The sequence below is a fragment of the Aquisalinus flavus genome, assembly GCF_014640095.1.
Taxonomy (GTDB): Bacteria; Pseudomonadota; Alphaproteobacteria; order Caulobacterales; family Parvularculaceae; genus Aquisalinus; species Aquisalinus flavus.
In genome coordinates, this window is sequence record NZ_BMGH01000001.1 from 2,527,133 (window position 1) to 2,548,343 (window position 21,211).

General features: G+C 62.5%; 17 protein-coding genes. 8 read left to right on the forward strand and 9 right to left on the reverse strand.

The window, feature by feature from the left end; genetic code table 11:
- The first annotated feature begins 19 nt into the window (after positions 1 to 19).
- From IEV88_RS11465 to IEV88_RS11495, 7 genes are all read left to right on the forward strand, one after another.
- Positions 20 to 817, forward strand: a complete 798-nt coding sequence (locus IEV88_RS11465) for a DUF72 domain-containing protein (RefSeq protein WP_188158318.1) — start codon at positions 20 to 22, stop codon at positions 815 to 817.
- Between the two features lie 112 nt (positions 818 to 929).
- Positions 930 to 2,072, forward strand: coding sequence for a hypothetical protein (locus tag IEV88_RS11470; protein ID WP_188158317.1), 1,143 nt, complete (start codon positions 930 to 932; stop codon positions 2,070 to 2,072).
- A 78-nt stretch (positions 2,073 to 2,150) separates the two neighbouring features.
- A complete protein-coding gene (locus IEV88_RS11475; RefSeq protein WP_188158316.1) occupies positions 2,151 to 3,848 on the forward strand; it encodes a GMC family oxidoreductase in 1,698 nt (565 codons plus the stop codon).
- Positions 3,848 to 4,576, forward strand: a complete 729-nt coding sequence (locus IEV88_RS11480) for a gluconate 2-dehydrogenase subunit 3 family protein (RefSeq protein ID WP_188158315.1) — start codon at positions 3,848 to 3,850, stop codon at positions 4,574 to 4,576. The genes IEV88_RS11475 and IEV88_RS11480 overlap by 1 nt, the downstream gene beginning before the upstream one ends.
- 82 nt (positions 4,577 to 4,658) lie before the next feature.
- Positions 4,659 to 5,825 (forward strand): Gfo/Idh/MocA family protein, encoded by a 1,167-nt coding sequence (locus IEV88_RS11485; RefSeq protein WP_188158314.1) that lies wholly within the window; start codon positions 4,659 to 4,661, stop codon positions 5,823 to 5,825.
- Between the two features lie 29 nt (positions 5,826 to 5,854).
- The gene (locus IEV88_RS11490) at positions 5,855 to 6,901 is read left to right on the forward strand and encodes a sugar phosphate isomerase/epimerase family protein (RefSeq protein WP_188158313.1); all 1,047 of its coding nucleotides are present in this window, start codon (positions 5,855 to 5,857) and stop codon (positions 6,899 to 6,901) included.
- A gap of 134 nt (positions 6,902 to 7,035) precedes the next feature.
- On the forward strand, positions 7,036 to 8,322 hold the full coding sequence (locus IEV88_RS11495; RefSeq protein ID WP_188159198.1) for an MFS transporter: 1,287 nt from the start codon (positions 7,036 to 7,038) through the stop codon (positions 8,320 to 8,322).
- A 98-nt stretch (positions 8,323 to 8,420) separates the two neighbouring features.
- Here the strand turns inward: IEV88_RS11495 and IEV88_RS11500 are convergent, their stop codons facing one another.
- The 6 genes from IEV88_RS11500 to IEV88_RS11525 form a co-directional block, all read right to left on the reverse strand.
- Positions 8,421 to 9,980 (reverse strand): TolB family protein, encoded by a 1,560-nt coding sequence (locus IEV88_RS11500; RefSeq protein WP_188158312.1) that lies wholly within the window; start codon positions 9,978 to 9,980, stop codon positions 8,421 to 8,423.
- Positions 9,981 to 10,036: 56 nt separating this feature from the next.
- The gene (locus IEV88_RS11505) at positions 10,037 to 10,921 is read right to left on the reverse strand and encodes a sugar phosphate isomerase/epimerase family protein (protein WP_188158311.1); all 885 of its coding nucleotides are present in this window, start codon (positions 10,919 to 10,921) and stop codon (positions 10,037 to 10,039) included.
- Positions 10,918 to 12,609, reverse strand: coding sequence for a GMC oxidoreductase (locus IEV88_RS11510; protein WP_188158310.1), 1,692 nt, complete (start codon positions 12,607 to 12,609; stop codon positions 10,918 to 10,920). The genes IEV88_RS11505 and IEV88_RS11510 overlap by 4 nt, the downstream gene beginning before the upstream one ends.
- Before the next feature lie 45 nt (positions 12,610 to 12,654).
- Positions 12,655 to 13,242, reverse strand: a complete 588-nt coding sequence (locus IEV88_RS11515) for a gluconate 2-dehydrogenase subunit 3 family protein (RefSeq protein ID WP_188158309.1) — start codon at positions 13,240 to 13,242, stop codon at positions 12,655 to 12,657.
- A 3-nt stretch (positions 13,243 to 13,245) separates the two neighbouring features.
- Positions 13,246 to 14,925: a GMC oxidoreductase gene (locus tag IEV88_RS11520; protein WP_206711187.1), complete on the reverse strand. Its 1,680-nt coding sequence runs from the start codon at positions 14,923 to 14,925 to the stop codon at positions 13,246 to 13,248.
- Between the two features lie 102 nt (positions 14,926 to 15,027).
- Positions 15,028 to 15,651, reverse strand: coding sequence for a gluconate 2-dehydrogenase subunit 3 family protein (locus tag IEV88_RS11525; RefSeq protein ID WP_188158307.1), 624 nt, complete (start codon positions 15,649 to 15,651; stop codon positions 15,028 to 15,030).
- Between the two features lie 136 nt (positions 15,652 to 15,787).
- Between IEV88_RS11525 and IEV88_RS11530 the strand changes: the two genes are divergently transcribed.
- On the forward strand, positions 15,788 to 16,567 hold the full coding sequence (locus IEV88_RS11530) for a ThuA domain-containing protein (protein ID WP_188158306.1): 780 nt from the start codon (positions 15,788 to 15,790) through the stop codon (positions 16,565 to 16,567).
- Positions 16,568 to 16,628: 61 nt separating this feature from the next.
- Here the strand turns inward: IEV88_RS11530 and IEV88_RS11535 are convergent, their stop codons facing one another.
- The 3 genes from IEV88_RS11535 to IEV88_RS11545 are packed head-to-tail and all read right to left on the reverse strand — an operon-like array spanning position 16,629 to position 21,197.
- Entirely contained in the window at positions 16,629 to 18,146 is a 1,518-nt protein-coding gene (locus IEV88_RS11535) for a tryptophan halogenase family protein (RefSeq protein WP_188158305.1), read from the reverse strand.
- A gap of 10 nt (positions 18,147 to 18,156) precedes the next feature.
- Positions 18,157 to 19,665, reverse strand: a complete 1,509-nt coding sequence (locus IEV88_RS11540; RefSeq protein ID WP_188158304.1) for a tryptophan 7-halogenase — start codon at positions 19,663 to 19,665, stop codon at positions 18,157 to 18,159.
- Entirely contained in the window at positions 19,662 to 21,197 is a 1,536-nt protein-coding gene (locus IEV88_RS11545; RefSeq protein ID WP_188158303.1) for a tryptophan halogenase family protein, read from the reverse strand. Before IEV88_RS11545 ends, IEV88_RS11540 begins: the two co-directional genes overlap by 4 nt.
- Between the last annotated feature and the right edge of the window lie 14 nt (positions 21,198 to 21,211).

Here is a 21,211-nt window from a genome sequence, read left to right on the forward strand (position 1 = left end):
GACGGGCGATCCTCTTGCCATGGCAAAATCTGGTGACATTCGGATCGGTATTGGCGGGTGGACCTTCGCCCCGTGGCGCGGCGTGTTCTATCCGGACGAGCTGAAGCAGAAGGACGAGCTGTCCTATGCTGCCGGAAAACTCTCGACGATCGAGATCAACGGCACTTTCTATCGTGCCCAGAAACCGGCGACCTATGCCGGCTGGGCCGAAAGCGTGCCGGACGGCTTCGTCTTTTCCCTGAAGGCGCCGCGCTATGCGACCAACCGCAAGGATTTGCGCGAGGCAGGGGAGAGCATCGAGCGCTTTACCACCGGCGGTATCGCCGAAATGGGCGACCGGCTCGGGCCGATCCTGTGGCAGCTGGCCGAGACCAAGACGTTCGAGCCGGAAGAGATCGATGCCTATCTCGCCATGCTGCCGGCCAAGGCTGGCGGCATCGAATTGCGCCATGCGCTGGAAGTGCGCCATGCCAGCTTCTGCACGCCGGAGATGATCGCGCTCGCCCGCAAGCATGATGTCGCCATCGTGCGCGCTTCTGACTCGCGCTTTCCGGAGATCGCCGATGTGACGGCGGATTTCGTCTATTTGCGCTGCATGGGCACGACGGAGAAGCAAAAGCTCGGGCTTTCGAAAAAGGCGCTCGATGACCGCGCCGCACAGCTCAAGGCCCTCGCCGCCGGAAAGGCCGACGATAAGGCGGAGCTTCTGGCAAAACCGATGAAAACCGCCCCGCGCGACGTGTTCTGCTATGTCATCAGCGGCCACAAGGCGCTGAACCCCCTCGCCGCCATGGCATTGATCGACCGGCTCGGTTGAAATATCGCCCCCTCCACCGCCATTAACAGGATGTTGGTCAATCTCCGGCATAATCCGCTGCAGCTTTGCCCGCTTGCGGGTGCAGACCAGCGGGACAGCCATGCGGGCGACCATGACAGCGAACAGTTCGAATGCCGAACCGGGCAGCCGGGTCACCTTCGGGATCACCGATGGCGAGACCCGCCATCAGGTTTATTTCGCGTCGACTGACATGCGGCTCGCGTCGCGGCCGGAGATTGAATTCGTCACCTCGATCCTGCCCTGCATGAAGAAGGGCCGCGCCTTTCGCGCGCCCGCGCCGCTGGACCCGCGCCTGCTGGCCAGTTTCGAGCAGATTCAGGATCTCTATCTCGCCTGGGTGCCGGGCCTGACCCGCCTGCCGGCAAAAGCCTTCGAGTCTGCCGCGCCCCGGCCACGCGCCGGGACGGGACGGGTCGCGGCGTTTTTCTCCGGCGGAGTCGATTCATTCTACACGCTGATGAAGCGGCGCGAGGAGATCACCGATCTCATCTTCGTGCATGGCTTCGATATCAAGCTTGGGGACGAGGCGCTCTATCGCGAGACCCTCGCCATGATCGAGCATATCGCCGGCGAGACCGGCAAAAACCTGATCAGGCTGGAGACGAATATCCGCCCGGTCCTCGACAGCTATATCGGCTGGGACTATGGCCACGGCCCGGCGCTCGCGGCCACCGCCTATCTGTTGTCCGACCAGTTCGACAAGATCTACATCCCGTCCTCGCAGGACTATACCCATCTGTTCGCCTTCGGCTCGCACCCGCTGCTTGACCCGCTGTGGAGCCTGTCTGATCTTGACATTGTCAATGACGGAGCTGAAGCGCGGCGTATCCGCAAGGTCGAGGCGATCGCCCGCCACCAGATCGTGCTCGACACGCTGCGCGTCTGCTGGATGAATCCGGACAGCGCCTATAATTGCTGCCGCTGCGAGAAGTGCCACCGCACGATGATCGCGCTGAAGGTCGTCGGCGCGCTCGACCGGTGCCGGACCTTCCCGGAGCCGCTGCGCAACGAGAATATCCGCGCCCTGAAAATCGTCGCGACCAATACCCGCTCGTTCATGACCGAGAGTATGCGCGAGGCCGAGCGACGCGGCCTGGAGCCTGCCTTCATCAAGGCCATGGCCGATGCGCTGAAGGGCCAGTCGACGCTGCAGCGCTTCGTCAATAATCTGCGCCGCGCCATCAGCCAGCCAGGGCGGGCCCTCGCCAAAATCCGCCGCAAAGCCGGCTTCTAGCCCTACCAATTCCTGCCGAGCTGGGGCATGCTCCGCGCCAAAGGATAGCCGGGAAAACCCGGCCGGGAGGAACAGGGCATGAATGCACCAAGCGGCGAACACGATGTCATCGTTGTCGGCTCCGGTGCCGGCGGCGGCATGGCCGCCTGGCGGCTCGCCGCGGCCGGCGTCAAGGTGCTGATGCTCGAGGCCGGCCGCGATTACGATCCCTATTCCGAGACACCGATGTTCAACTGGAGCCGGGAAGCGCCCCTGCTCGGCGGCGGCACGCCGGAAAAGGATTTCGGCTATTACCTCGCCTCGATCGGCGGCTGGACCCTGCCGGGCGAACCCTATGTCAGCGCCGAGGGCAACGAGTTCATGTGGTGGCGCTCGCGCATGCTCGGCGGTCGGACCAATCACTGGGCGCGCAACTCCTTCCGCATGGGGCCGCACGACTTCAAGCCCTATACACGCGACGGGCTCGGCGTCGACTGGCCGGTCAGCTATGACGAGATGGCGCCCTATTTCGACCGCGTTGAAAAGCTGATCGGCGTCTATGGCGCCAATGACGGGCTCGAGAACCACCCGGATTCAGGCCCGGGCGTGCTGCATGAACCGCCAAAGCCGCGCATCAACGAATTGGCGATCAAGGCCGCCGCCAATGATCTCGGTATTCCCTGCGTCGCCTCGCGCCGTGCCGTGTTGACGAAAAACATGGGCGAGCGCCAGGCCTGCTTCAACGCCACCAATTGCGGGCGTGGCTGCAATATCGGCGCGGCCTTCCAGTCGACCACATCGCTGATCCCCTGGGCCCGGGCGACAGGGAATCTCGAAATCCTGACCAATGCCATGGTCTATGAGGTCGAGACCGACCGGTCGGGCAAGGCGACCGGTGTCCATTACATTGACAAGATCAGCGGCGAGCACCGATTCATTGCCGCCCGGGTCGTGGTGCTCGCCGCAAGTGCCTGCGAGAGCGCACGCATCCTGCTGAACTCGAAAAACGCCCAACACCCGGACGGCGTCGCCAATTCGTCCGGCCAGGTCGGCCGCAATCTGATGGACACGGTCGGTGCCGGCATCGGCGCGCAGGTGCCCGCGCTGGAGAACCGCCCGCGCTATAATGAAGACGGCACGATGGGCCTGCATCTTTACATCCCCTTCTGGGATTACCAGCGCCAGGCGGCGGGCGCGCTCGACTTCCCGCGCGGCTATCATATCGAGATCGGCGGTCAGTTCGGCGAGCCCGGTATCGGCATGGGCGGGGCAAGCGGCCGCGTCGATGGTTATGGCCCGCAGGTCAAGGAAGACGTGCGCCGCTATTATGGCAGCTTCATCCACTTCTCCCAGCGCGGCGAGATGATCCCCAACGAGCATTGCTATGCCGAGCTCGACCCGGACCAGCGCGACGCTTTCGGCATCCCGATCCTGCGCTTCCACTATCGGCACACCGATCACGAGATCAACCAGACGGCGCATTTCCAGCAAAACATTCTGGCGATCATCGACCGGCTCGGCGGCACGCCGACCTATGGCACGCAGGACGACCCGAAGGACATGATGGCCAAGGGCGGCCAGATCATTCACGAGGTCGGCACCGCGCGCATGGGCGACGATCCGGCGACCTCCGTGCTGAACGGCTCGGGCCAGAGTTGGGATGTGCCGAACCTGTGGATCATGGATGGCGCGATGTTCGCCTCCAAGGCGCACAAGAACCCGACGCTGACGATCATGGCGCTCGCCGACCGCAGCTGCGACCATCTGATCGAGAAAATGCGCGCGAGGGAAATCTGATGAGCTATACAAGCAGGATCAGCCGCCGCACAACGTTGAAATGGCTCGCCGCGACCATGGGCGTCAGCGCCACCACCGCCTGCGGCCCTGAGCGCACGACGCCGCAAGAAGACTATGCCGAGCGGATGGCCAAGCGCAAAACCCTCGCCCCGGCGCGGCCTGTCAGCGGCACCACCTATGGCTATGATCCGCACCTTGTCGAGCCTGCGCTGACCTGGGAAAAGTCCATGAGCCAGGACCAGCTCGACGTCGCCGCGCGCCTGTCCGACCTGATCCTCCCGGCCGATGATCGCTCCCCCGCCGCCAGCGATGTCGGCGTGCCCGATTTCATCGACGAATGGATCAGCGCGCCCTATGACAACCAGCAATATGACCGCGAGCGCTTCCTTGCCCTGTTCGACTGGCTCGAGCAGGAAGCGCAGGAACAGTTCGACACCGGCTTTGCCGAGGCGAGCGTGGACCAGCAAAAGCAGGTCCTCGACCGGATTGCCTGGTACGGCCGCGTCGAGGATGGCCTCGATACCATGGCGGCGGCATTCCGCTCCTTCCGCGACATCGCCATCGGGGCGTTCTTCGCCTCGGAAGCCGGCGTTCAGGATATCGGCTATCTCGGCAACAAGCCCGTCATCGGCCCCTATCCCGGCCCGACACCGGAAGCGATCGAACATCTCGAGCGTGTACTGACGAGCTTGGGACTGGCGATGCCGGAAGCGAAATATCTGCCGTGAGCAGGTGCAGCATGGGTCTTGCTTGATAGCGGTCTCATAGTGCCGTAGTTTGGTAAAAAACTGACGGAAAGCTGGAGGATGAATGGCTGAGAAAATTCGCATGGGCATGGTCGGCGGCGGCAAGGGCGCCTTCATCGGCGCAATCCACCGCCTCGCCGCGAACATCGCGGGAGACATCGACCTTGTCGCCGGGGCGTTCAGCCGCGATGCAGCGGCTTCGAAGGAATTCGGCGTCAACGAGCTCGGTCTCGATGGCGCCCGCGCCTATGGCAGCTATCAGGAAATGTTCGATGCCGAGAACGCCCTGCCGGAAGACCAGCGGATCCAGTGCGTCTCCATCGTCACGCCGAATGACACCCATGCGCCGGTTGCCATCGCGGCGCTGGAGGCCGGCTTTCACGTGATCTGCGACAAACCGCTCGCCGGCACGCTGGATGATGCGCTCGCCATCGAGGCGGCGGTGAAGAAATCCGGCAGACTGTTCGGCCTGACCCAGACCTATACCGGCTATCCCCTCGTCATGCAGGTCCGCGCCATGGTCGCCAGCGGCGAAATCGGCAGTATACGGCGCGTTGCCGTCGCCTATCTGCAGGACTGGCTGTCGCAGGCCGAAGACACGGCCTCTTCCAAGCAGTCCTCGTGGCGCACCGACCCGGCCCGCTCCGGCGAGTCCGGCGCCTTTGCCGATATCGGCACCCATGCCTTCAACCTTGTCGAATACATGACCGGCGAGCGCATCACCGATGTCGCTGCCGAGCTGCGCTCCGTCATTGCGGACCGCGCCATCGACGATGACGGCCAGGCGATGTTCCGCCTGTCGGGCGGCGGCTCCGGGCTGTTGTCCGCCAGCCAGGTCTGCTCCGGCGCGATCAATGCGCTGAAGATCGAGATCTATGGCGACAAGGCCAGCCTGCACTGGCAGCAGGAACAGCCGAACGAGCTGATCGTGAAGACCCGCGGCAAGCCGGAACAGATCCTGCGCCCTGGCGTCAACATGCCGTTCCTGAGCGAGCGCGCGCTCGCCAATTGCCGCACGCCCGGCGGCCACCCTGAAGGCTATATCGAGGCCTTCGCCAATATTTATGGCGCTTTCGCTGCCGCCGTGAAGACCTATCCTGACACGGACGAAGAGCCAGGCTTTGCCATGATCGAGGATGGCATCGCCACCATGCGCTTCATTCGTGCCGCGGTGAATTCCAGCAAGAACAAATCCGCCTGGACACCTCTGTCCGGCATCGAGAACAGATAAACGAGAACAGCTAGCACAGGAGAGACATCATGAAAGGTCCCGCCATCTTCCTTGCCCAGTTCATGGGCGACGAGCCACCCTTCAACGATCTCGACACGATCACCAAATGGGCCGCCGGCCATGGCTATAAGGGGGTGCAGCTGCCCTCTGACGATCCGCGCCTGTTCGATCTGGAAAAAGCCGCCGAAAGCAAGGATTATTGCGACGAGATCGCCGGCATCTGCGAGGGCAATGGCGTCGAGATCACCGAGCTGTCGACGCACCTGCAAGGCCAGCTCGTCGCCGTGCATCCGGCCTATACGGAAATGTTCGACGCGTTTGCACCGGAACAGGTCCATGGCAATATGGAGGCCCGTACCGACTGGGCGATCGAGCAGTGCAAGATGGCCGCAAAGGCGAGCCGCAATTTCGGGCTGACGTCGCACGCGACCTTCTCCGGCGCGCTTCTGTGGCACACCATGTATCCGTGGCCGCAGCGCCCGGCCGGCCTGGTTGAGGAAGGCTTTGCCGAGCTTGCCCGCCGCTGGAAGCCGATCCTCGACGTGTTCGAGGACAATGGCGTTGCCGCCTGTTACGAGCTGCATCCCGGCGAGGACCTGCATGACGGGGTGACCTTCGAGCGCTTCCTCGACGCCGTCGACGATCATCCGGCTGCGAACATTCTCTATGACCCGAGCCATTTCGTGCTGCAGCAGCTCGACTATCTGCAGTTCATCGACTTCTATCACGACCGCATCAAGGCCTTCCACGTCAAGGATGCGGAGTTCAACCCGAACGGCAAGTCAGGCGTCTATGGCGGCTATCAGGGCTGGGTCGAGCGCCCGGGCCGGTTCCGCTCGCTCGGCGACGGCCAGATCGATTTCGGCGGCATCTTCTCCAAGCTGACCCAATATGGCTATGACGGCTGGGCGGTGCTGGAATGGGAATGCGCGCTGAAGCATCCGGAACAGGGCGCCGCCGAGGGCGCGCCGTTCATCGCCGCGCACATGATCACCCGTACCGACAAGGCATTCGACGATTTCGCCGGGGCTGACAGCGACTCGGCCCGCAACCGGCGCATACTCGGTCTCGACTGAGGACAATACTAATCCCTTGGCCGCTCGGAGCGGCCAGGGGTAATTTGAAAACAGCACCCGCCACCAGACAATAACAAGCGGCGGCTTGAGGGAGGACTACAATGAATACAGCATCAGCTACCACGGCGGGGACAATGCCGTCCGTCAATCGCAACCGGCTCTTCATCATGGCATGCCTGTCACTGGTCGTGACGGCGATGACTTTCGCGATCCGCGCCGGCGTCCTCAACCAGCTTGGTGACGAATTCGCCCTGACCGCCACCCAGCTTGGCTGGATGAACTCGATGGCGTTTCTCGGCTTCCCCGTCGCGATGATGATCGGCGGTCTGGTCTATAACCGGCTCGGTCCGAAAAACCTGATGATCGTCGCCTTTTTCGGCCATCTTCTCGGCCTGGTGCTGACGATCATCGCCACCGGCTTCTGGGGACTGATCATTTCGACATTCTTCATCGGTTTTGCCAATGGCGCGGTCGAGGCGGCGTGCAACCCGATGATCGCCGACATGTATCACAAGAACAAGACAGCGATGCTCAACCGCTTTCACGTCTGGTTCCCCGGCGGCATTTTCATCGGCGCCCTCGCCTCGCAAGGGCTGTCTTCGATCGGCATGGGCTGGCAGATCCAGGTCGGCATCATGCTGATCCCGACCGCCGTCTATGGCTACATGGTCTTCACCGAAACCTTCCCGAAATCGGAGTTCACGCTGACCGATACGGGGGAAAATATCCGTGCCCTGTTCAAGCCGCTCTTCATCGTCATGCTCATTCTGATGACCATGACCGCGACGACCGAGCTCGGTACGGGCCAGTGGATCCAGACCATCCTTGCCGGCTCCGGCGCATCCGGCCTGATGGTGCTGGCACTGACCGCTGGCCTCATGGCTGTTGGCCGTTATTTCGCCGGACCGATCGTCCACCGCTTCAACCCGGTCGGGGTTCTCCTCGGCTCGGCCATCTTCTCGGCCCTCGGCCTCTTCCTGTTCACCCAGACCTCCGGTGCCATGGTCTATGTCGCCGCGATCGTCTTCGCGCTGGGCGTGACCTATTTCTGGCCGACCATGATCGGTTTTATCGGCGAGTACCTGCCGCGCACGGGTGCCCTTGGCATGTCGCTGATGGGCGGGGCCGGCATGTTCGGCGTCTCGATCTGGAACCCGGTCATCGGCGGCTGGCTCGATAGCGCCAGCGAGGCGGCCACCACCAGCGGCCTCGATGGCGCAGCAGCCGAGATCGCAGCCGGTCAGGCGGTCATCAGCCGGCTGATGGTATTCCCGATCCTGCTCATTGTCGCCTTCGCGATCCTGTATTTCATGCGCCTGAAACGCCCGGAAGAACACGCGCCGGAAGCGGTCGTCCATGAAGGGGCGCCCGTATCGAGCGCCGCCGCCGAGCCGGCCGACGATCCGGCAAAGCGGGCATAAGGTATCGAGTACCCGAAAAGCAAAAGGGCCGGTCACTGACCGGCCCTTTCTTGTTGCGTCCTCATCCTGAGGCGGCTGCGCAGCAGCCCACCAATGAATTATTCCGGGCGGTCGTCGCGATCGATCCGGTAGCTGACAAAAGCGACCTTGCTGGAATCCGGCGACCACGACGGCACGTTGATCGTGCCCTGCCCTCCAAACAGCTTGGCAATGATTTGCGGCGGCTCGGACCCGTCCGCCGGCATCATGCGCAGCCACACATCCCGGTTCGGCGGATGGTCGGCAAGATCCACATCGAGCCCGAAGGAAACCATGATGATGTGCTCGCCATCGGGCGACGGATGCGGGAACCAGTCCCGATAGTTTTCATCGAAGGTGACCTGCATCGGCTCGCTGCCATCGGGCCGCACCTTCCAGAGCTGCATCGCACCGGACCGGGTCGAGTTGAAATAGATCCATTCCCCGTCGGGCGAGAAATCCGCGCCATCGTCGAGACCGCCGGAATCCGTCAGCCGGAACTCAGCGCCGCCCGACAGGCGCTTGGCCCACAGATTATAGGCGGGCGAGACCTCCGGCCGCTGGGCGGTATAGACGATCATGTCGCCATCGGGTGACCAGCCATGCCAGTAGGACGGCGCCGACGGATGCGAGACGACCGCGCGCGGATTGTCGGAGCCCTCGATCGGCAGGACATAAATCCGCGACTGGTTATCCGCGCCAGACTGGTCGGAGATGATCAGCTGCGAGCCATCGGGCGAAATCCCGTGATCGTTGTTATTGTTGATATACGGACCGGTATTGATCTCCACCGGCTCGCCGCCCTCGACCGGAATGCGATAGATCCTGCCGCCGGCATTATAGACGAGGAAGGAGCCATCGCGCGACCAGTTCGGCGCTTCGAACTTGTCATCGCTCACATGCACAACACGGCGATTGCCGCTTGTCACATCCAGAATTTCCAGCGTTGAGTCCACGCTCGCAGCATAGCCGGTCTCGGTCACCGGCGCGAGGTCGAGGGCTGATATCTCGACATTTGAAAACCGGGCCGTCTCGACGACGTCACTATTATGAGCACTGACGGCGAGGCCGACCAGGAACGGCTCGGCGAAGGCCAGGCGGTAATTACCGCCGGTGATCCACGGGCCATCAGCCTCGCGCACGGACATATAGACATAATCGCCTTCCTTTTCCAGCCGCACGCTGTCGGCACCGGCGATGGAGGCGACGATCTCCCGCGTCTCGCCGCCCGGCCTGTCGCGATATTGCATCGAGGTCAGCCCGTCGCCATGGACGACAATGTCCGCATAGGGCGCATCCGGCATCAGCCCGGCCCGGATCATCACGCCGGCCTTGCGGTGCGGATCGACGCCCTCCCCGACAAAGCCGATATCGGCGGCGACCATCACATCGCCGCTCATCTCGGTCCAGACATAGTGGAACTGGTCGTCCGCCCCCCACATATTCGTGCCGCTGGCGGAAATCTCATAGACACCGCTCGTGGCATCATAGGTAACGGACCCCGGCGCGCCGACATCGCCGATATCGGCGTGGCTGTTGAACTGACCGAGATCGCGCACCTCTTCAGCCAGCCCCTGCTCAACCTGCCCGGCAGGCCCGGAACAGGCACCGGCCAGCAGACCAAGCATACTGGCGGACACCAGCAGTCTCCTCAGTCGTCCTCTCATCGCGCCCCTCATTGCATCTGCCCTTCTTGTTACTGCCGGCTCTCGCTGACCGCCTGCAGAACATTGTCGAGCGTCGCATGGCCAACCGCCGCCGTCTTGAATGGCCGCGCCGCATCATCCCGCTCGATGAAGAAGTGCTGGAAGCGGGACACATCGCTGGCGAAAATGGACCGGAAATCGATAACGCCGGTGCCGACATCGGCCATGTTCCCGGACTCGTCCATGTCTTTCACATGGCACATGGTGAAGCGGTCCGGATCGCGCGCCAGCAGCGCCAGAATGTCCGTACCCGCCTTTTCCGCCCAGAACAGGTCAAGCTCGAACTTGACCAGATCAGGGTCGCATTCCTCCATCAGGATATCGAGGGGCACGGTGCCGTCGATCGGCATCAGCTCGAAATCGTGATTGTGCCAGGCGGCCTTCATGCCAGCCGCCCTGGCCTGCTCGCCGAACCGGTTCATCACCTCGGCCCAGCGCTTGTACTGGTCGATGGTTTCGCGCTGGTCGGGGGCGAGCCAGTTCAGCACCAGCCAGTCATGGCCGACTTCCGCGCCCGCCTCGATCGCCGGTCCCGGATTGTCGCGGATCACATCATGACCGACATGGGTGCTCGGCGCGGCAAGGCCGGTATCGGACAGGATCGCCCTGACCTCGGCCGGGCTCTTGTCGAAATAGCCGGCGAACTCGACCTCCTTGTAGCCGATCTCCGCAATCCGCGCGAGCGTTCCGGCCATGTTGCGCGCCATTGGCTCGCGCACGGTATAGAGCTGGATGCCCGGCACCGGCTGCGCAGCACTGGTGACGGCCTGTGGCTGACCGCACCCTGCCAGCACGGCGGTGGTCGCGAGCGACCCGCCGACAATGAAATTGCGGCGCGACAATACACTGTCCTCGAAAATCCGTTTACGCATCATAATACTCCCTCCTGTAGCAGATCTGCAGCATGATTGGCCGCCCGTGCGGTTACGGCCATATAGGTCAAGGACGGGTTCTGACAGGCTGACGACGTCATGCAGGCCCCGTCGGTGACGAACAGGTTCGGCACGTCATGGGCCTGGTTCCAGCCATTGAGCACCGATGTCGACGGATCGCGCCCCATGCGGGCCGTACCCATTTCGTGGATGCCATATCCCGGCGGTGCCGGATCGCCGCCGACCTCGATATTCTGTACACCGGCCGATTCAAGCATGGCGACGATATCGGCCTTGCAGCGTTCGACGATCTTCATTTCGTTCTCGCCATAGGCGCAGTCGATCACGGGCAGCGGAATACCCCATTTGTCGACCTTGGTCGGATGGAGGGTGACGCGGTTGTTCGGGTCCGGCAGCATCTCGCCAAAGCCGGACAGGCCAATCCGCCACGGCCCCGGCATGTGCAGCTTTTCCTTCAGGTCGACGCCGACACCCGGCTCGCCGCCGCCGCGGGTCCAGTTCATGCGGCCGATACCGCCCTGGATGCCGAAACCGCGCACGAACTCTTCCTGCTCCTGGCCGGGCAGGTTGCGATAGCGTGGGATATAGATGCCGCCGGGCCGCTTGCCCGAATAATATTGATCCTCATGACCCGGATAGATGCCACCGGCGCGAATGCCGGAGATGTGATCCATCAGGTGGCGGCCAAGCGCGCCGGACCTGTTGGCAATGCCGTTGGGAAACCGCTCCGACGTCGAATTCAGCATCACCAGGGCCGAGCCGATGGCGGAGGCACACAGGAACACCATGCGGGCGGTATAGGTACGGCCCTCTTTCGTATGATAGTCGATGACGCGCACGCCGCTCGCCTTGCCCGTCGCCGGGTCGTAGACGACGCTGTGGCCGATGGCGTCCGTGACGATGGTCAGATTGCCGGTACGCTCCGCCGCCGGCAGTGTCGCCGACAGGGCGGAGAAATACGCCCCGAAGGAACACCCGCGATAGCAAAGATCCCGGTACTGACAGCTGCCGCGCCCGAGTGACTGCTGCTCTTCCGTCGGCTGTGTCAAATGCGCGATCCGCCCCATCAGCAGCGTGCGGCCCGGATAGGTCTGCTCCAGATGGGCCTTGAATTCGCTCTCGGCGCAGTTGAGCGCCATGGCTGGCTGGAACTCGCCATCCGGCAGATGGTCAAGGCCCATCTTCTCTCCGGTAATGCCGGCAAAGCGCTCGACGTGATCGTACCACGGCGCAAGGTCGCCATAGCGGATCGGCCAGTCGACACCATGCCCGTCTTTCTTGTTGGCCTCGAAATCCATCTCGCTCAAGCGATAGGAATGGCGCGCCCAGAGCAGCGACCGCCCGCCGAGATGATAGCCGCGCAGCCAGGCAAACGGCTTGCCCTCGGGCGTTTCATAAGGATGATCGGAATCCTTGACGAAAAGGTGCTTGTTCGCCGTGTTCATCGCATAGCAGCCGCGCTGGACCTGGTAATGCTCGTCCAGTTCCGCCTCGGGAATGCGCCCGCGATTCTCTACCTCCCAGACCTCCTGCATGTCATTATAATCGGCGCCATGCTCGACATGCTGGCCGCGTTCGATGACCAGCACTTTCAGGCCCCGCTCGCATAATTCCTTGGCCGCCCAGCCGCCGCTCATGCCGGAGCCGACAACGATCGCATCAAATTCCATCACGCATCTCTTTCATCTTCAGTCGTATACTTACTATTATATCGATCAATCCGCCCAGGCCGAGCCGACTTCCGCCAGCGGCAGGCAAGCCTTCCACTCTCCCGGGATCAGTTCGTATTGCAGCTCTTCCGTCGCGCCGATCTGCGAGTGGTAATAGCCGACCAGCACCAGGTCCTTGAACCGGCGATAGGGCCAGTTGCGCTGGCCGAGCTTCTCCGCATCATAATCGCGAATGACTGCAAACCGCTGCTCCTGCGGCAGGCGAGTCAGCCGGTCGCCATGCGCGGCGACGGCCCGCTCGTCGATCTCGTCGATGACCTTGTCGAATTGATCGCGCGTATCCGGCTCGGCCCAGTCGGCCATCATCTGGTCGATAAAGGTGTGAACGCCGGCGGCAACGGCGCCGGGTGTATCCGTATCCGGAATGATCGTATCGACGATCACTTTCAGCCGCGTCATGCGCACACCGGTAAAATAGCGTCCCGGTCCGCTGAGGCGCGGTATCGCATCGCCCTCCGCACTCTGGTCGGAACAGGCCGCCAGCGCATTCAGCCCGGCAGCGCCGCCCACCATGTAGACGGCCTGCCGCAAGAGCGTGCGCCGGTTGATGGTCATTGGATCGTTGTCACTCATCGCCTAGATCTTTCCTTCCTTCAGAAATTCCGCTGCATAATGGGCGGCCCGGGCCGAAATCGCCATATAGGTGAGCGAGGGATTCTGGCAGGCCGTGGAGGCCATGCATGCGCCATCGGTCACGAACAGGTTCGGCACGTCATGGGCCTGATTGAATCCATTGAGGACGGATGTTCCCGGATCGCGGCCCATGCCGACCGTGCCCATCTCGTGAATCGCCCGGCCCGGCTCATCAGGTTCGGCCTTGCGCTCATTGACGCCCTGGAAGCCGGCGGCCTGCAGCATCTCGACCGCATCCCTGTTGGCCTGGCGCGCCATCTTCAGGTCGTTCTTACCATAGGCGCAGTCGATATGCAGCAGCGGGATGCCCCATTTGTCGACCTTTGTGGGATGCAGGGTGACGCGATTGTCCGGGTTTGGCAGCATTTCACCGAACCCGGCGAGCCAGACGCTCCAGCCGCCGGGCTTGCGCAGGTCCTGCTTCAGCGCAGCGCCAATTCCGGCCTGCCCGCCGCCACGGCGCCAGTCGCCGCGCGAGGCACCGCCCTGAAAGCCGTAGCCGCGCACGAAATCGGCATCCTCGGTTACATTCCGGAATCGCGGAATGTAGAACCCGTTCGGGCGGCGGCCCTTGTAATATTGATCCGTATAGCCCGGCATATAGCCGCCAGCGCCAAGGCCGCTGACATGGTCCATCAAATTGCGGCCGAGCATGTCGCTGGAATTGGCGATGCCGGTCGGGAATCTTTCCGACCGCGAATTCAGCATGATATGCGCCGAGCCGATCGCCGAGGCACACAGGAAGATGATACGGCCGGTGTAGACCCTGTGCTCGCGGGTGATCGCATCGACGACGCGCACGCCACTGGCCTTGCCGGTCGCCACATCATAGACGACGCTGTGGCCGATCTCGTCCGTCACGATGGTCAGGTTGCCGGTCTTGCGGGCGGCCGGCAGTGTCGCTGACAGGCTGGAGAAATAAGCGCCATAGGAGCAGCCGCGCGAACACAGGCTGCGCGACTGGCATGGCCCCCGGCCCAGCGCCTGCTGCTCTGCCGTCGGCGCCGTCAGGTGAGCGCAGCGGCCAATGGTCAGTCGGCGCGTCGGGAACGTCTCGTGCAGCCGGTCGCGGAATATCTCCTCGACACAGTTCAGCTCCATCGGCGGCTGGAACTGGCCGTCGGGCAATTGCGGTAAGCCCTCTGCCTGACCGGAAATCCCGGCAAACCGTTCGACATGATCATACCATGGCGCCAGATCCGCATAGCGGATCGGCCAATCGTTTCCGTGCCCGTCTTTCTTGTTCGCCTCGAAATCCATCTCGCTCATGCGATAGGATTGCCGCGCCCACATCAGGGAACGCCCGCCAAGATGATAGCCCCTGAACCAGCGGAACGGCTTGCCCTCGGCGACGGAATAGGGGTGGTCGTCTTCCTTGATGCGGAAATGCGCCGTCGACGCGGCAATCACGCGCCCACCATAATGGACCTGCTCGCGCTCAGGCACAGCATCCAGATTGGGCAGCTCCCATGGCGCCTTGAAATCGGTATAGTCCGTACCATGCTCAATGTGCCGCCCGCGCTCGATCACGAGGGTTTTCAGCCCGCGCTCCGCGAGCTCCTTGGCGGCCCATCCCCCACTCATGCCGGAACCGACGACGATCGCGTCGAAATCCGCAGTCATACTGTTTTCCTCCACTGCCGGCATGCCGGCTTGTTTTTAACCGGCTCTTTCCCGGCCGGCTTTGTCAGGGCGCTCAGCAATGCGGCACCAGGGCCGCCACGGTTACGTGGCCCATGTCCGGCCGATCTCGTCGAAGGGAACGCACCCCCTGTACGGACCGGGAACCGGGTCATATCTGAGCTCTTCCGTTGCACCGGGTTCGGAACAATAATACGCCTCGACGATGGTTGATTTCATCTGTCTGTAGGCGCGATCGCTCGCGGACAGGGCCTCGCCATCATGGCGCGAGAGCACATCAAACTGGGTGTCGGGCTCGAGGCGGGCAAACGCCACGCCATGCTCCCGTCTGGCGCGCGCATCGATAGCGGCAAGACCGGCGAGCCAGTCGCTTCGGGTTTCCGGCAGCGCCCAGGTCACCATCATGCGGTCGATCAGTTGCGGCACACCGGCGGCAAGCGCGCCGGGCGTATCCGTCTCCGGCATGATCAGGTCGCTGATCCGCTCCAGCAGCCGGAACTGCGCAATCGAGAAGAAATGGCCGGGCCGGCGCAGGGCATCGCGGGTGGTGAGCGTATCGAGCCTGGCAGCCAGCCCGTCAGATGCTTCCTGACCGGCACTGTCCGCGCAGGCGGCAAGACCGCCGCCGACCGCGATGCCGCCGGCAATGCGCGCACCGCCAGACAGAAGCTGGCGCCTGCTGAACCCGCTATATCGGGAAATACTCACTTTCCTGCCCTTGCTTTTTTCAACAACTCTATGGTGCCCGGCTCCCGTTTGTCCAGCAATTCGGCAGGGCAAGCGGCACTTCAGATCGGCGGCGGCGCATGTTATGGTCCGGCATCCAAAAATCAGGGAAGGAACGATGATGATCTCGAAGTATACAACTGCTCTTGCGGGCGCTTTCTGCCTGCTGGCCGCCGGCGCCTGCAGCGATGCCGAGCCGGGCGACGGCGCATCCGCGGACGGCGATACGCAAATTCTGCTCTTTTCCCTGGCGACAGGCTGGGTGCACGACTCGATCCCTGCCGGTGTCGAGGCGCTGACGGCGCTTGGCGAGCGCGAAGGCTACACCGTGGTGAACAGCGAGGATCCGGCGATCTTCAACGCAGAGGACCTGGCCCGGTTCGATGCGATCATCTTCCTCAATTCCACCACCGGCAACGAAGTGGAAAATGAATGGCTCATCGGCGAGCGGCGGGATGCCCTGCAGGACTTTGTCCGCGCCGGCAAGGGGATCGTCGGCATCCATGGCGCCTCGGATTCCCATTACAGCTGGGACTGGTATGGCGACATGATGGGCGGTTATTTCGAAAGCCATCCGGAGGGCACGCCGATGGGCGAGCTGTCCGTGGTCAATAGCGACCATCCCGCCACGACCCATATGGACCCGGTATTTTCGCGCACCGATGAATGGTACTGGATTGCCGACTTTGATCCGTCCGTGGACCTGCTGGTCACGCTCGATCCGGAATCGATCGGGGAGCCGGCCGGTGCCGACAAGCCTATCTCGTGGGCGCAGCAATTCGATGGCGGCCGGGTGTTCTACACCTCGATGGGCCATACGATCGAAACCTATTCCGATCCGGTTTTCCTCGACCATGTCGCCGGCGGGATCGCCTGGGTCCTGACGGGGACTGAATAGCTCCCGGCACTGATCAGCACTGCAAAGGCGCCGGAACAGTGTTTCGGCGCCTTTTTTTGTGTCAGGCCGACATCAGGGATTTTGCGGCACAATAGTGGTCGATGAACTCCTGGTGGGCCGGCATGCCGTTGAGCCTGTCCTGGATGCCAGAGCGGATCTTTGCGAGCCGCAGTTTCAGATCATCCTCGGAAATCGAATTCGCCACCGGATGATAGCCTTTCGGCTCCAGCCCCTGCCCGTAAAGCACGGCAAACCAGCTGACTTCCTTGAACAATTCGCTCTTGTGGCACAGCGTCTCGCCGCGATTACGGAAGGTCTCGAGGCGCCGCTTCAGCTCGTCGGGAATTTCCATCGTGCGCACATAATTCCAGAACGGCGTGTCGTCACGTTCTGTCACATGGTAATGCGCGATCAGGAAATCCTTCACATGATCATATTCCCAGTGCATTTCCTCGTTGTACTGATCGACGAGGCTCTCCTGAATCCCGTCGCCGGGGAACATGGCGAGGATTTTCGCGATTGCGACCTGGATGAGGTGGATCGACGTCGACTCGAGCGGCTCGAGGAAACCGTTCGACAGGCCGACGGACACGACATTCTTGATCCAGCTCTTCTTGCGCACGCCCGTGGTGAACCGCAGGACCTTCGGGTCGGCCAGCGGTTCGCCGTCGAGGGAAGACAGCAATCGTGCCGTCGCCTCGTCCTCGCTGATGAATTCGCCGGAAAAGACATAGCCATTGCCGGTGCGATGCTGCAGCGGAATGCGCCATTGCCAGCCGGCCTCGCGGGCCGTGGACCGCGTATAGGGCAGCGGCGGGCCGTTCTTTGCGCAGGGCACGGCGACAGCCTTGTTGACCGGCAGCATGGCGCTCCAGTCATGATAGCCGGCCTTGAACACCTGCTCGATCAGCAGGCCGCGGAAGCCGGAGCAGTCGACGAAAAAGTCGCCCTCGATCGTCTTGCCGCCCTCCAGCTTGACGCTTTCGACATGGCCGCTCTCAGCATTCTGGGTGGCATCGACGATCTTTCCTTCGATGCGCCGTACACCGCGTTTCTCGGAAATCATGCGCAGATATTTCGCGTAAAGGCTGGCATCGAACTGGTAGGCGTAATTGACCGACGGCATGTGAATATTCTTGTCGTCATTGGTCCTGAGGAATTTCTCCTCGCGCGCCGCCTCGGTTTCGACATTGAACTTGGTATAGTCGAGATTGCCGCCGGCCTTCTTCCAGCGCAGCCAGTAATGGGAGAAACTGATCCCGCCCATGTCGACGCCGTAAAAGCCGAAGGGGTGGAAATAGCTGTGACCGTGCTTGCGCCAGTCGCGAAACTCGATGCCCAGCTTGAAGGTCGCATTGGTCTCGCGCATGATCTCGGCTTCGTCGATGCCGACCACATTGTTATACAGGGCGATCTGCGGGATCGTGGCCTCGCCCACGCCAACAGTACCGATCATCTCGGATTCGACGAGGGTTATGTCGTGGTGATGCGTACCGAGAGTTTTTGCGAGCGCCGCGGCGACCATCCATCCCGAGGTACCGCCGCCGACAATCACGATTTTCCGTATTTTCTTCTGCATGGTGCTGATCCTAGAATGAGCTTCTGGGTTTTTGCGGCGCATACAGTTCCATATGCGCCGAAAGGGACGTCATTTCCGAAACTTCCTCGGCGATGAAGTTCAGCATCGCCTGAAAGCGCTGCATCAACTCCGCCTCGGCCACGCCATCGACAAGCGGATGGTACTGGTCGGGAAGATGATTGTGACCGATCATGATCGAGATCCAGTTCTCCTTGTCGAAAGTCTCGTCGTCATAGTCCGGCACCTGGCCGGTCGCCTTGAAGGTGCCGAGCTTGTAGGCAAGCCGTTCGGGTGTTTCCTGGTGCCGCGCCCTGTCCCAGACCGGTTCGTCATAGCGCTGGTTCAGGCGGTAATGGGCAAGCTGGAAGTCGCGGATATTCTCCATGTGGCTAGCGAATTTCCGGTTATACAGCCGCGCCTCGGGCATCGCGCCGGCAGTTCCCGGGAAATGATCGACCAGCAGCGAAAGCCCGATATGCAGACTATGCAGGGAAACCGCATCGAGAGGCTCCAGCTGCACGGCAGCATCGCCCATGGCGATACAGTTCCCCACCCATGCGTCCCGGCGCAGGCCGGTGTTCAGCGTGCTGACCACCGCATTGCCCGAGACCGTCATGCTGGACAGAACCGGCACCGTTTCCATCATGTCATCATCGGACAATTCGTCGTCGGCATAGACAGCGACAAGCGCGGTGCGGCCCTGCAGGGGGAACATGCCCAGCCATCCGCCCCTGAAGGCCTGGACCTGGCTATAGGAAGGCAGCGGCGACAGCGGCTCGCCCGCGAGAGCCATCATGCGGTTACACGGATAAAGATGGTCCCAGGAGTCAGGCGCCGCCCCGCCGAGTTGGCCGATCAGGGCCGCCTCCGGCCCGGTGGCGTCGACGAAAAGGTCGCCGTCATGGACGGAGCCGTCGGACAGGGCGACCGATCCGATCGCGCCGTCCGCAATAGTCACCTCTTGCAGCAGGCCCTGCGTATGGGCGATGCCGCTTTTCAGGGCGTAGGCCTTGAGCAGATGCACATAGCTGAGGGCATCGAGGTTGAAGCCCTGGGACGCCTTGGAGAAGGGCGTCGCGGATTCGCGCAGATCGGCAATGCGCCCCTGCGCCGCCGCGACCGCGCCGATCGAGAAATTCTCAAACGGCACATTCATGCCGGACAGCCGCGCCTTCTGCCAGAAATGAACGAAGTCGACATGGCCGAAACGGGTACCGGTCGAATCATAGGCGTGCATGAAGGGCGGGCGGGAACCCGACCAGCCGGCAAATCGCTGCCCGAGCGCATAGGATGCCCCGGCAAACCTGAAGACATTGTTCTCGGCGATACCGAGCAATCCGTGCAGGCCAGAGGCCGTCGGCAGGGCACTCAAAACGTCATGGGGCTGAAGCAGCGTCGGCAGCTCGATCGCCTTGATCTCGACGCCCGCCCGGCCATAGGCGCGCTGCAGGCCGAGGGCAGTCAGCCACAAGGCGGCGTCGCGCCCGACAATGACAATGGTTTCGACAGGCTTGCTCATTCAACGGCCTCCGCAATGGCGGCAGGAACGTCATTGGACGGACAATAATCCTCGACGAAGACTCCATGGCTTGGCATGCGATCGACGCGCTCGGCAATCTGGGCGCGCAATTTGCGGATTTCTCCCAGCATTTCCTCGAGCGGCTGCTTGTCCGCCTGGCGGTCATAGCGCTGCGGCATGACGCCCTGGCCGACATAGACCGCCAGCCAGCTCGCCGGCGTGAACAGCCCGGCGGTATAGGTTTCGATATGCCCGGTGCTGCGGAAGAATTCGAGCTTCTCGAGCAGGCTGTCGGGCACCTCCATCGACCGGCAATAGCGCCAGAGCTCGGCATCGTCGCGCGCATTGGCGTAATAGTGCAGAATCAGGAAATCCCGTACACGGTCATATTCCAGATCGACGCGACGATTGAACTCGGCCCGCAGCGCCGGATCGACCGTCTTGCGCGGGAACAGGGTCAGCAAGGTGGTGATGGCCTGCTGGATCAGATAGATCGACGTCGATTCCAGGGGTTCGAGGAACCCGCTCGACAGCCCGATGGCAACGCAGTTTTTCTGCCATGACGCGACACGGCGCCCGGCCCTGAATTTCAGGAAGCGCGGATCGCTCTGCGCTGCGCCATCCAGATTCGACAACAGCGTGCTCGCAGCCTCATCATCGCTGATGAAGTCGCTGGCATAGACATAGCCATTGCCGGTCCGGCTTTGCAGCGGGATGCGCCATTGCCAGCCGGCGGCGCGCGCCGTCGACCGGGTATACGGAAGAAGTTTCCCCGGCAGCCGGTCGCACGGCACGGCAACCGCGCGGTCACAGGGCAGCCATTTCGACCAGCCCTGATAGGCCACGCCCAGCGTCTCGCCGATCAGCAGGGCGCGGAACCCGGTGCAATCGATGAACAGATCCGCCGTCACGACCTCGCCGCTCTCCAGCGTGACCGAGGCGATATCGCCGCTCTGGCCGTCAAGGGAGACATCCGTCACCTTGCCCTCGGTGCGCACCGCGCCGCGCCGTTCGGCAAACCGCCTCAGATAGCCGGCATAAAGCGCCGCATCGAAATGATAGGCATAGGAATAGGTTGAGCTGATCTGGTTTTGATCCTTGGACGGAAAATCGAACTTGCCGGCGCGGCTGGCGACGATCGGATAGCTGTAATCCTGCAAATTTGTCTCATGGCCGCTCTGCGTCGCGCGGACCCATTGGTGGTGGAATCTCGCGCCGCCGATCGGCTGCCCGTGCACCCCGAAAGGGTGAATATAGGAAGAGCCCTTGAAGCCCCAGTCGACGAACTCGATGCCCAGTTTGAAGGTCGCGTTCGCCTGCTGCATCATGTCGGCCTCGATGACGCCGATATGGTCGTTGAATTCCTTCATGTGCGGCAGGGTCGCCTCGCCGACGCCGACCGTGCCGATTTCCTCGGACTCGATCAGGCGGACGGATGCGACATTGCGCGACACGATACCGGCAATCGCCGCGGCAGCGGACCAACCGGCCGTGCCGCCGCCGACGATGACGATATTCAGGGGAGTATCCATGACACAATTTATCC